Raw genomic sequence first — 11,311 nt, 5'->3', positions numbered from 1 at the left:
CCGGGGTGGGCAGAGCCGGAAACCGGCCTGTTATTTCGAGACGGCAACCCGCATCTGGCGGGCGCGGGTCAGGATGGCATTTTCCATTTCCGTCGCCACGCTGGCGTTGACCGGGGTATCGGCCCAGCGGCCGGAGGAGGGATCCACCGCCTGACGGAACACCGATACCTTCACGCCGTCGGAGCGCAGGGCGCGGCCGAGGATGAAGACGTTGACCTTAAAACGTTCCTGCGGGGTTTCCGGGGTGGAATACCAGTCGGTGATAATCACACCGCCGAAGGGATCCGCCGAGGACAGCGGCATGAAGGAAATGGTATCGAGCGAAGCGCGCCACAGGAAAGCGTTGACGTTGATCCCGTTGCCGCTGCCGCCGCCATCGGACTGGTCGGCGTTCTTGTCACCGCCGAGAATGTTCAGGCCACCCTTGCCGAAGATGCTGCCGGTACCGCCTTCGCCGCCGCGGGTCCACTGACCGTCGGAATTCTTTTCATAGGGGCGGGCATCCATATTTTCCCCACCGCAGCCGGACAAGGCCAGGACGGCGACAGCCAGCCCCCCCAGAAAAACCCGCCGGAGGCGGCGCTGCCGCGTGAGGGAAGCGGAAGACCGGGGTGTGTCCATTTTCGTCATCACGATCCGTAACCTTGGGTAAAACGGGGGGGTAAAACAGGATATAAAGCGGGTGCCGGAGGCCAGAGGTAAAAACAGAACAGGGGCAGAGGCCGGAGTCGGCGCGGTAGCCCACGACAGGAGACGCCTGCCCCGGCAGGGTACTCTATATATCAGTCCTCCCCTGACAGGGGGAAGAGCCTGCACCATCAAAATCCCCCAAAATTCGGGCAAAATCCCCCAAGTTCCGGGATGGAGAGGTCCGGCAGAAGATCTGCGGAGGATCGGGCTTATCCTTCCCGGGGACTGCGGGGCGGATGGGGCCGTGCCCCCGGCCGGGCTGAAAGATCGGGCCGGTCAGACCGCTTTCTGATCTGTTGCCCGACCTGTTGCATGGAAAACACACTGTGGGCAAATTGGCACAACGGCCGGTGCACGCCGGTTGACCCGCCGGACGTTAAGTGGCTTCATGGCCTCACCGTGATGTGATCGCCGCTCCGGTAGGGGGCTGTGTTCATGGCCCCCAGGGGGTCGCAGCGGTTAACGACCTCGTTCCACTGAACCAAATTAGGGATTTGGGAAGAATGAAAAAGATCCTCATCGGCACCAGCGCTCTCGTCGCCGCCGCTGCTTTCGCTGGCTCCGCCAACGCTGCCGACCCGATTAAGCTGTCCATCGGCGGCTACGGTGCCGTGATGGTTGGCTATGCCTCCAACGACGACGCCTTCATCCGTCAGTCCGGCAACGAAGTGTCTGCCGTTGACGTCAAGGGCGACAACGAAATCCACTTCTCCGGCAAGACCACTCTCGACAACGGCCTGACCGTTGCCGTGAAGTATGAGATCGAGTCCGGCGGCCGCTCCATGAGCGACGTGTCCGACGAATGGTCCATCAGCCTGTCCGGCAACTTCGGTACCATCAAGACCGGCGCTGACGACAACGCCCTGACCATGATCCACAACAACGCCCCGATCGTCGGTGGCGGTCTGGCCGGTGGCGACCTGCTCGACGGCGCTTATGTCGTGAAGCCGGGTTCGGTCAGCACCGAAACCGATACCGCGATCGACACCAACGGCGACCGTGAAGCGATCAGCTACATCTCCCCGTCCTTCGCTGGCTTCACCTTCGGCGCTTCCTATGTGCCGTCTGCTTCGTCCACCCATGGTGACGACAACCCGGGTGCCACCACCACTGCCAACACCGTCGTGTCTGATGCCTATGGCGTCGGCCTCGGCTACGCTGGCAAGTTCGGCGACGTCACCGTGTCTGCTGACATCGGCTGGCTGACCGCTGATACCGGCAACCAGGTGAAGAACCGTGACGAATACCAGGCTGGCCTGAAGTTCGGCTACGCTGGCTTCGAAGTGGGCGGCGCCTACCGCAAGATCAACATGGACGGTATCACCGGCCAGCTTGATGCTGACGGCACCGTTTGGGAAGCTGGCGTGTCTTACAAGACCGGCCCGTACGGCATCTCCCTGACCTACCTGGATGCCAAGCAGGCTGACGTCGGTCAGACTTCTGTCACCAGCAAGTCCGACGACAAGTCCAAGGCCCTGCAGCTGTCCACCTCCTACAACATGGGCCCGGGCGTCGATCTGGTCGGCGGTCTGGCTTATGTGAAGTTCGACTCTGCCGGTACCGCTTCCACCGGCAACGACAACGATGGCTGGGTTGCCGCCACCGGTCTGTCGCTGACCTTCTAATTTCTGACCTGTCCGCAGGTTTGAAATGGGAAAAGGGCTCCTTCGGGAGCCCTTTTTCTTTGTACGGATAGCTTCGCATATAAAAAAACACCCTCAGATCATCTGAAGGTGTTTTTCGTTATTCATCAATCTGGAAAAGAGACCCTTATTTACAGGTGTTGCTCGGCCCTTCTTCTTCTTTGCTATAGGGCATATCCTGCGTTGACACCTCGATCTGCCGGTACAGGCGTCTTCCGGTGCCTTTCATGACGATGCTCTCGATGATTGATTGCAGCTTTTTGGGATCCGAATAGTCACGCTTGCGTATCGGATTGTCGGAAAGTGCAATGATCAGCATTTCCGGGATGTAGGCGATTTTGACGCAGCCTTCATACCGTTCTGTTTCCGACAGATAGAGACGGACAAACAGCCCCTGATAAATCGGGCGTTCGCCGGGGTCTGCCACCGGGGCCCAGACCACGTCAAGCTGAACAAAACTCCCCGGGACATCATCAATCTGGCTTTTAGGTTTTGCCGTCTTTTTGCCCTGCTGGGCTGCGGCGGGCTGCGGTGTGACAGCAATAGCCCCCCCCGCCACCAGACCGATCAGGCAACAGGCATGCAGGACAGACCGCCAGACGGGCCGGGCAGGAAAGCGGCTGAGGGGCATCAGGAGTGTCTCCGGCAGAACAGGGCAATCCGGGTTATATCACAGGCAGACTGGCCGGGCATTTTCCGATTGGGTGTGCCCGCTGCGGGAAGAGAATCCGACCTGTCTTCGGGCGTGAAAGCGCTTCCAGCGCCAAAGCCTGCGCCCGTCTGCCTGTGCGGGAAACGCTTATGCGGTTTCTGTTCTGGCAGCCATGTATTGGTCAAATGCTTCGACGGTCATGGATCCGTAGATCATCGACGGCCCGCCGCCCATGTAGATGGCCATCCCCACGGTTTCCATGATCTCCTCGCGGGTGGCACCATGGTCGACGGCAGCCTTGACGTGGAAGGTGATGCAGCCGTCGCAGCGGGCGGCGATGGCAATGCCGATGGCGATCAGTTCCTTGGTTTTCACATCCAGTGCGGCTGGAGCGGTTGCGGCTGCGGCCAGGGCGCTGAAGGCTTTGGCCACAGCGGGAATACCACCGCGCATTTCCTTGATGGCACCGCGCAGGTCGTCGGCCATGCCGATCCAGTCTTTGGCGGTGGTCGGGGTCTCGATGCTCATGCAAAAGCTCCTGAGAGAAGATGACTATATATTAGTATAAACTTATTTATCGGAGCGTCGAGAAAAACCGGCGCAGCAGGGTGGCCGCCGGCCGTTCCCCTAGTCCCCCATAACTCTCAGGGGCGTGCAGGCAGGTCGGTTGCTGAAACCAGCGGGGACCATGGTCCACAGCCCCGCCTTTCGGGTCATAGGCCCCGAAATACAGACGGCGGATCCGGAACAGGGAGATCGCCGCCGCACACAACGCGCAGGGCTCCAGCGTGACGTACAGGTCGCAGCCGGGCAGACGGGGAGACCCGAGAACACGGGCAGCCTCGCGCAGGGCGAGGCATTCGGCATGGGCAGTGGGGTCCATCAGTTCTTCGGTCCGGTTTCCGGCGCGGGCAATCACCACCCCATTCCGGACCACCACCGCCCCGACCGGCACTTCGCCACGCGCCGCCGCCGCCGCCGCTTCATCCAGCGCCAGCCGCATCGGCAGGGAAAGAGAAAAAACAGGATCTTGCATGCGGTGACTGTTACGGGTGTGATAGGGGGCGTCAAGTCACGATTGCCGCACCCCGGCGAAGGCGCTATGAACACCACCATGATGACACAGACTTCTTCTGCCGGGGTCCGCGCCAGCGGCCGCCCGGTGATCGGCATTCCCCTCGACGCCGAGGACGGGGGCGGCTACTCCAAGATGCCGTGGTACGCCCTGCGCAAAAACTACGTCGAATCGGTGGTGGCGGCCGGTGGCCTGCCTTTGCTGCTGCCGCATGAGCCTGCACTGGTCGAGGACTATCTTGACCGGATTGATGGCCTGCTGGTTCCCGGTGGGGCGTTCGATATTGATCCGGCGATGTTCGGGGCCAGGACCCGCCATGATACAGTGGTGCTGAAGGAAGGCCGGACAGCCTTCGAGGTGGCGATCACCCGGGGGGCACTGGCCCGTGATCTGCCGGTGCTGGGCATCTGTGGTGGTCAGCAGCTTCTGCATGTGGTCCTGGGGGGGACCCTGATCCAGCATATTCCGGATGAGGTTGACAATGCGCTGGCGCATGAACAGCCCAATCCCCGGACCGAGGCCGGGCACATCGTCCGCGTTGCCCCCGGCAGCCTGCTGCACCGTGTGACCGGGGCACTGGAGTTTCCGGTCAACTCGGCCCACCATCAGGCGGCCAAGGCCTCCGGGCCGGATGTGGTGATCAGCGCCATTGCCACCGATGGGGTGATTGAGGCGATTGAGCACCCTGCCTATCGATTCTGCCTCGGGGTGCAGTGGCATCCCGAGTACCATATCAGCGATGCTGATACGAAAGTGTTTACGGCCTTTTTGCAGGCCGCCAAAGAAAGCCGCCCGTCATGACCGCTGATTACGATTTCCCCGAGTCTGAACCCGATCTGGGACCTGATCTGGAGCCCGATCTGGACTTTGATGCCCCCGAAGCCGAGGCGGCGTCGGGGCCGGATGAGGATGGCGAGCGGATTGCCAAGGCGTTGGCCCGGGCCGGTGTCTGCTCCCGCCGTGATGCTGAAAAGCTGATCGCCGAGCGGCGGGTGAAGGTTAATGGTCAGGTGGTGGAAACCCCGGCAACGCTGGTGACGGTGCAGGATGTCCTGACCGTTGACGGCAAGCCGGTGGCCAAACCGCAGACCACCCGCGTCTGGCGCTATCACAAGCCGCCGGGTCTGGTCACCACCCATCACGACCCGCAGGGCCGCCCGACGGTGTTTGATGCCATGCCGTCCACCATGCCACGGGTGATTTCGGTCGGTCGCCTTGACCTGAATTCGGAAGGTCTGCTGCTGCTGACCAACGATGGCGCTCTGGCCCGTCAGTTTGAGCATCCGTCGAACGGTTGGACCCGGCGCTACCGGGTCCGGGTGTTTGGGGCGGTTGATCCGGCCCGGTTGGCGCTGCTGACCAAAGGGGTGACGGTTGATGGTGTGACCTACGGGTCGATTCAGGCCATTCTGGAGCGTCAGTCCGGGGCCAACAGCTGGCTGACCGTCACCCTGACCGAAGGCAAGAACCGGGAAATCCGTCGGGTGATGGATTATCTGGGTTACCGCGTCAACCGTCTGGTCCGGGTCTCCTACGGTCCGTTCTATATCGGGCGGCTGGAGCGCGGTGAGCTGGAAGAGATTCCGCCGAAGATGCTGGCCGAGCTGCTCGACAATGTCGCCAAGGCCGGGTCGGCTGAGGACGTGAAGCCGGTGCGGCTGGACCGGACCGGTTGGGCCCGGGCCAAGCCGAAGCCGGTGCGTCCGGGGTCCCGGCGGCTTGACTTTGCCGCGAAGGCAGAGGATCGCCGCACAGAAGACGGACCCCGGCGCGATCGCCCGCAAGGGGATCGGTCCCGTGAAGACCGTCCCCGGTCTGACCGCCCGTATGGTAACCGCCCGCAGGGAGACCGTCCGTTCGGCGATCGTCCGCCGCGCGACCGCGCTGAGGGGGATAAGCCCTATGGCAGCCGTCCGCAGGGGGATCGGTCCCGTGAGGACCGTCCCCGTGAGGATCGTCCCCGGTCTGACCGCCCGTATGGTAACCGCCCGCAGGGAGACCGTCCGTTCGGCGACCGTCCGCCGCGTGACCGCGCTGAGGGGGATAAGCCCTATGGTGGCCGTCCGCAGGGGGACCGTCCCCGTGAGGACCGTCCCCGGTCTGACCGCCCGTATGGTAACCGCCCGCAGGGAGACCGTCCGTTCGGCGACCGTCCGCCGCGCGACCGCGCCGAGGGGGATAAGCCCTATGGTGGCCGTCCGCAGGGGGATCGTCCCCGTGAGGATCGTCCGTACGGCAATCGTCCGCAGGAAGATCGTCCGTACGGTGACCGTCCGCCGCGTGACCGCGCTGAGGGGGATAAGCCCTATGGCAGCCGTCCGCAAGGGGATCGTCCCCGGTCTGACCGCCCGTACGGCAATCGTCCGCAGGGAGACCGTCCGTTCGGCGACCGTCCGCCGCGTGACCGCGCTGAGGGGGATAAGCCCTATGGTGGCCGTCCGCAGGGGGATCGGTCCCGTGAGGACCGTCCCCGCTCTGACCGCCCGTACGGCAATCGCCCGCAGGGAGACCGTCCGTTCGGCGACCGTCCGCCGCGTGACCGTGCTGAAGGGGATAAGCCCTATGGTGGCCGTCCGCAGGGGGATCGGTCCCGTGAGGACCGTCCCCGGTCTGACCGTCCGCACGGCAACCGCCCGCAGGGAGACCGCCCGTTCGGTGACCGTCCGCCGCGCGACCGCGCTGAGGGGGATAAGCCCCATGGTGGGCGTCCGCAGGGGGATCGGTCCCGTGAGGATCGTCCCCGGTCTGACCGTCCGCACGGCAACCGCCCGCAAGGGGACCGGCCGGGCGCAGACCGTGGCAAAGGTCGTCCCGGTGGGGGTCGTCCCGGTGGGCCGCGTCCGCGGTCCGGCCGTTAAAGGGGGCCGGGGATGCGGATTGTCGGCGGCCGCTTTCGCGGCAAGCTGCTGACCGCGCCGGAGGGGCGGGACGAAGTTCGTCCCACCTCCGACCGGGCGCGGGAGGCGGTTTTTAACGTCCTGCTCCATCGGTTTCAGGGGCGGAACGGTTTTATGCTGTCGGAAAGCCGGGTTTTGGATGTGTTTGCCGGAACCGGCGCGCTGGGGCTGGAAGCCCTGTCGCGCGGGGCACGGCATGTCACCTTTCTGGAGCGGGGACCGCAGGCCTTACAGGCCCTTAAGGCGAATATCCGCTCCATGCGGGCTGATGCGGAGTGCGCGGTGATTGCCGGGGATGCCCTGAAGCCGCCGCAGGCCAGGCAGCCAGTGTCTCTGGTGTTTCTTGATCCGCCCTATGCTCAGCCCCTGTGCAGTCCGGTTCTGACGGCTTTGGCTGAAAAGGGCTGGTTGGCACCCGGGGCTGTCGCGGTCGCGGAGACGGCCCGGGATGCGGAGGCGGTTGTTCCGCCCGGTTTTACGGTGGTGGATACCCGCGACTATGGGAAGGCGCGGGTGACGTTTCTGGTGTGGCAGGGCAGCGGTATCAGCCCGGCCTGATGGCGGCGCGGCTGGCGGATCAGGTCTGCCAGCCGTTCTCCATGGCAATCCGCACCGCCTGACTGCGGTTGGCGGCCCCCAGTTTGCGGTAAATATTCCGGGTCTGCACCTTAATGGTCACTTCCTGAAGATCCAGCGCGCGGGCAATTTCCTTGTTGGTTGCCCCGTCCACGACCATTCCCAGAATGACCCGTTCACGGGCTTCCAGCCGTTCCAGCAGCGGGCTGGGGGTGGAAGGGGCTGTGCTCTCCCGTTCCATCTCGGCAGCAGACCGGGCCGGAGCCCCCATGGCGAAAGACGGAAAATACTTTTCTCCGGACAGAACCAGCCGCAGGGCATTCAGCATGGCGGTGGAACTGAGGGTCTTGGGCAGATAGCCATTGGCCCCGGCTTCGGCACAGGCAACCACGTCGCCGGCATCAATCGATCCCGACAGAATCACCACCGGCACACCGGGCTGCTGTTCAATCATCCGGGAAATGCCGGTGGTGCCGCGCATGCCGGGCATTCTCAGGTCCAGCAGGATCAGGGACAGCGGGGTGCCGGAGGTTTTTTCCGCTGCGGCTTTGGCGAGGGCCTCATCAAAATCAGAGGCTTCCAGCACCTCGACAGCCGTATCGAGCGTGGCCAGAAACGGCAGAAGCCCTTGCCGCACCAATGTATGATCGTCTGCCAGAATCAGTCGCAGCACCCTGAGCCTCCCTAACGCCCCTCATCCGGCCCTCACTTCAACAACTTTGACGCAAAATGTCAAAACATCCCCAAGCCGTGTGCCTGTGATCAGGATGTGGGCAAGGGGGGGCTCAGGTCTTCTGGCAGATGCGCCCTGACCAGCGTGGTCAGATCCGTCAGTCGGATCGGCTTGCGCAGGACGGCTGCGGCTTCAGCTTCGATATCTTCCGGGCTGAGGTCGGATTGCCCCATGTGTCCGGTCATCAGGATGACGGGAAGATCGGGGATGTGGTGATGCAGGCGGGCCATCAGCTCCAGTCCGCCAACCCGTGGCATCCGCAGGTCGGTGATCAGCAGATCGGGTGGATCTTCCAGAAACAGATCATAGGCCTTGGCGCCATCATGGGCCATGGTGACGCGGTAGCCCATGGCCCGCAGATGGTCCCGGATCAGGGTGGCGGCGTTCGGTTCATCATCCACCACCAGAATATGGCCGATCAGGGCGGACGGTTCGTCTTCCTCGCCGTCTGCCTCAACCGGGTCCATCAGCACCTGTGGTGCCGTCAGCGCTGAGCGCGGACGGTCTGCGGAGGGGGGAGACAGCGGCAGCGCTCTTTCGTCTGCCGGGGCCAGCGGTAGTGTGATGGTGAAGACGGCCCCACCGGTTTCACAGTTCCGGGCGGTGATGCTGCCGCCCATGGCGGAAATCAGCCCGAAGCTGACGGACAGGCCGAGTCCGGTGCCGCTGCCGACTTCTTTGGTGGTGTAAAAAGGCTCAAAAATCCGGTCCAGCGCATCGGCGGGGATGCCGGTGCCGTTGTCGGCGACCTCAATCCCCAACATTTCTCCGGTGGGGTCGATGCTGGTGCGGATGTCGATATGGGCGTTCCAACCGGTTTCCGGGCCGTTTTCCCGGTTGCGGCTGCGCAGGCTGTCACGGGCATTGGTCAGCAGATTCAGCAGCACCTGCTCCAGATGGACCGGTTGCCCCAGCACACGGGTTTTCTGGTTGGGATAGCGGACAGCCATGGTGATGGTCTCGGCGTAAAACTGGGCCTCGACCATATTGATGGCTTCCCGCAGGCAGCGCTGGGGGTCAAACAGGTCGGCGCTGGGGGCCTGTTTGCGGCTGAAGACCCGCATATGGTCGATAATGTCGCCCATCCGTCCGGCCTGCCCGGCGATCACGTCCAGCCCTTTACGGATCCGTTCCGGCAGGGTGGCACCATCGGTCAGCAGGGCTCCCTCCGCCGCCATCCGGATGATGTTCATCGGCTGGCTCAGTTCGTGGGCCATCCCGGCGGCCATTTCGCCCAATGTGGCCAGTTTGGCGGTCTGGATCAGCTGGGTCTGTACCGTTTTGCGGGTGGTGATGTCCCGCAGCAGGGTGAGGATGGCCGGGGAACCGTCATGGGTGATCGGGGCAGATCCCACTTCGGCCTCAAATGGCGTTCCGTCGAGTCGCTTCAGGCGGATTTCCCGCCGCTCCGACATCATCTGGCTGCTCAGGATCTGGTCAAACTGTTCCTGTAGCTGCTCAAGGCTGCTGTCGGGAACGAAATCAATGACCGGTCGGCCGATCAGATCCTGATCACTGCCTGCGCGGGTGATGGTGACGGCGCGGTGATTGACGAAGACGATCCGTCCGTCCAGATGCACGATCAGGGCATCAAGGGACAGATCGGCGACGGACCGGTAGCGGTCCTCGCTTTCCACCAGCGCTTTCATGGCGCGGTACTGGTCGGTGATGTCCGTTCCGCTGCCCCGGTATCCCGAGAACGTTCCGTTGCCGTCAAAGACCGGGGTTCCGGAAATGGAATGAATCCGCTCCTGCCCGGCGGTGTCGAGAATCCGGTAGGTAAAGTTCCGGAACGGGCGGCGGGCCCGCAGGGTGGCCAGATAGGTCTCCCAGCGTTTGGTCTCATCATAGGGGATGGCCTGAAGCTCGCTGCGGGTTTTTCCGATGATCTGATCGGGGTCCATTCCCAGCAGGCGGCGGATGCCGTCAGAGACATAGGTGAAGCGGTTCTGGGTATCGGTCTCCCACAGCCAGTCGCTGGAAGACATGGCAAAATCGCGGAACCGTCCCTCACTGTCCCGCAGGCGCCGGGTCCGCTGGGCAATGGTCTGTTCCATCATGTCCTGCAGGCGGCGGCGGGCCTGATCCGTTTCGGCATGGGCGCTCAGTCTGGCATCGAGACGGTCCCGCATGATTCTGGCCCGGCGGGCGAGAATGGCCAGTGCGGTTACGGTCAACCCCAGAAAGACCATGCTGCCTCCGGCCCCGATCAGTGCATGGGGCAGACTGGTGGCAGGGGAGGACAGCCGGAACGTCATCACGATGATCAGCGGCGAGGCCCGGCCAGAGCCGAGGGTCAGGATCTGCTGACTGATATTCTGCCCGGAAAACACCTGCTCAAACAGGCGGAAGGACTGCCGGACGGTCGGCAGGGGCTGCGGGTCAGGGGTCAGCGGGCGGGTCAGGGCCTTCAGATCGGTCAGAAGAGGGGATGGATCCGCCTGCAAGGCGGGATTGGTGGAAAACAGCGGAGTTTCCGCTGCGTCCAGCACGGATAGCTCCAGAAGGCCGGACCACAGGGCGATTTCCTGTAACTGTTTGCTCAGGCGGGTGGACAGCGGATCCCGGCGGCTTTCTGAGGGCGGCTCATCGGGGGGGGAGGGCGAGAAGACAGACAGATAGGGCCGGATGGACCCGGCAACCCGGCTGGCGGCCTGTCGGCTTTCCTCAGCCTGTTGCTGATCCGAAATGGCTTTGTGGAGATAAAAGGACAGCCCGGCAAGGCAGAGGCCCGCCGCAATCAACAGGCTGGCCCACAGCCGGAACGGCGGGGCAGGACAGTCTGGCTCCGGCGGAGGCGGGGCAACGGCTGAAACGACATCACGCATGGGCAGACCCGGACCCTCTTTTAGAGCATTTTCCGATTCAGTGGACTCCGGCTCATCGAAGCAGACGCTGTGTTCTTAACGTGCCAGAGCGGTCACGATCGGCAAGCCGGTGTCCACGTTTGCTGAAAACGCTCGGGATTTCCAAAGTGTACCTTTAAAAGGCCCTGTGCGACAATCGCGCTGCGGCAGAGCCGGTGCCTGCTTCCGGTCCGTTTCT

The 11,311-nt window shown here is 63.4% G+C and carries 10 protein-coding genes; 4 read left to right on the top strand and 6 right to left on the bottom strand.

Features of this window, described 5'->3' with window-relative positions; all coding sequences use genetic code 11:
- Positions 1-30 precede the first annotated feature (30 nt).
- Complete coding sequence (locus tag FHS48_RS05575) at positions 31-507, bottom strand: DUF3576 domain-containing protein (RefSeq protein ID WP_311769089.1); 477 nt, start codon at positions 505-507, stop codon at positions 31-33.
- Between the two features lie 686 nt (positions 508-1,193).
- On the opposite strand from FHS48_RS05575, the gene FHS48_RS05570 reads away from it, so the two are divergent.
- Positions 1,194-2,315: a porin gene (locus FHS48_RS05570; protein ID WP_184262219.1), complete on the top strand. Its 1,122-nt coding sequence runs from the start codon at positions 1,194-1,196 to the stop codon at positions 2,313-2,315.
- A gap of 145 nt (positions 2,316-2,460) precedes the next feature.
- Here FHS48_RS05570 and FHS48_RS05565 read toward each other — a convergent pair whose 3' ends face one another.
- The 3 genes from FHS48_RS05565 to FHS48_RS05555 form a co-directional block, all read right to left on the bottom strand.
- Positions 2,461-2,892: a hypothetical protein gene (locus tag FHS48_RS05565; protein WP_184262217.1), complete on the bottom strand. Its 432-nt coding sequence runs from the start codon at positions 2,890-2,892 to the stop codon at positions 2,461-2,463.
- A gap of 240 nt (positions 2,893-3,132) precedes the next feature.
- Positions 3,133-3,513: a carboxymuconolactone decarboxylase family protein gene (locus FHS48_RS05560; RefSeq protein ID WP_184262215.1), complete on the bottom strand. Its 381-nt coding sequence runs from the start codon at positions 3,511-3,513 to the stop codon at positions 3,133-3,135.
- A 46-nt stretch (positions 3,514-3,559) separates the two neighbouring features.
- On the bottom strand, positions 3,560-3,988 hold the full coding sequence (locus tag FHS48_RS05555; RefSeq protein WP_184262609.1) for a nucleoside deaminase: 429 nt from the start codon (positions 3,986-3,988) through the stop codon (positions 3,560-3,562).
- 111 nt (positions 3,989-4,099) lie between these two features.
- On the opposite strand from FHS48_RS05555, the gene FHS48_RS05550 reads away from it, so the two are divergent.
- The 3 genes from FHS48_RS05550 to rsmD are packed head-to-tail and all read left to right on the top strand — an operon-like array spanning position 4,100 to position 7,515.
- The gene (locus FHS48_RS05550; protein WP_260402358.1) at positions 4,100-4,861 is read left to right on the top strand and encodes a gamma-glutamyl-gamma-aminobutyrate hydrolase family protein; all 762 of its coding nucleotides are present in this window, start codon (positions 4,100-4,102) and stop codon (positions 4,859-4,861) included.
- The gene (locus FHS48_RS20400) at positions 4,858-6,918 is read left to right on the top strand and encodes a pseudouridine synthase (protein ID WP_184262211.1); all 2,061 of its coding nucleotides are present in this window, start codon (positions 4,858-4,860) and stop codon (positions 6,916-6,918) included. Before FHS48_RS05550 ends, FHS48_RS20400 begins: the two co-directional genes overlap by 4 nt.
- A 12-nt stretch (positions 6,919-6,930) precedes the next feature.
- Entirely contained in the window at positions 6,931-7,515 is a 585-nt protein-coding gene (gene rsmD / locus FHS48_RS05540; protein ID WP_184262209.1) for a 16S rRNA (guanine(966)-N(2))-methyltransferase RsmD, read from the top strand.
- 19 nt (positions 7,516-7,534) lie between these two features.
- Here rsmD and FHS48_RS05535 read toward each other — a convergent pair whose 3' ends face one another.
- Both FHS48_RS05535 and FHS48_RS05530 read right to left on the bottom strand, forming a co-directional pair.
- Entirely contained in the window at positions 7,535-8,206 is a 672-nt protein-coding gene (locus FHS48_RS05535) for a response regulator transcription factor (protein WP_311769088.1), read from the bottom strand.
- Positions 8,207-8,295: 89 nt separating this feature from the next.
- Positions 8,296-11,094, bottom strand: coding sequence for a hybrid sensor histidine kinase/response regulator (locus FHS48_RS05530; RefSeq protein ID WP_184262207.1), 2,799 nt, complete (start codon positions 11,092-11,094; stop codon positions 8,296-8,298).
- Positions 11,095-11,311 lie beyond the last annotated feature (217 nt).

It is taken from the genome of Novispirillum itersonii (assembly GCF_014205675.1).
Taxonomy (GTDB): domain Bacteria; phylum Pseudomonadota; class Alphaproteobacteria; order Rhodospirillales; family Rhodospirillaceae; genus Novispirillum; species Novispirillum itersonii_A.
Note: the sequence above shows the minus strand (reverse complement) of the source record. Positions and strands in the feature narration are given on the sequence as shown.

Coding starts and splice junctions, on each gene's coding strand:
- FHS48_RS05575 (WP_311769089.1), bottom strand. CDS start 507: ATGGATGCCCGCCCCTATGAAAAGAATTCCGACGGTCAGTGGACCCGC.
- FHS48_RS05570 (WP_184262219.1), top strand. CDS start 1,194: ATGAAAAAGATCCTCATCGGCACCAGCGCTCTCGTCGCCGCCGCTGCT.
- FHS48_RS05560 (WP_184262215.1), bottom strand. CDS start 3,513: ATGAGCATCGAGACCCCGACCACCGCCAAAGACTGGATCGGCATGGCC.
- FHS48_RS05555 (WP_184262609.1), bottom strand. CDS start 3,988: ATGCGGCTGGCGCTGGATGAAGCGGCGGCGGCGGCGGCGCGTGGCGAA.
- FHS48_RS05550 (WP_260402358.1), top strand. CDS start 4,100: ATGATGACACAGACTTCTTCTGCCGGGGTCCGCGCCAGCGGCCGCCCG.
- FHS48_RS20400 (WP_184262211.1), top strand. CDS start 4,858: ATGACCGCTGATTACGATTTCCCCGAGTCTGAACCCGATCTGGGACCT.
- rsmD (WP_184262209.1), top strand. CDS start 6,931: ATGCGGATTGTCGGCGGCCGCTTTCGCGGCAAGCTGCTGACCGCGCCG.
- FHS48_RS05530 (WP_184262207.1), bottom strand. CDS start 11,094: ATGCGTGATGTCGTTTCAGCCGTTGCCCCGCCTCCGCCGGAGCCAGAC.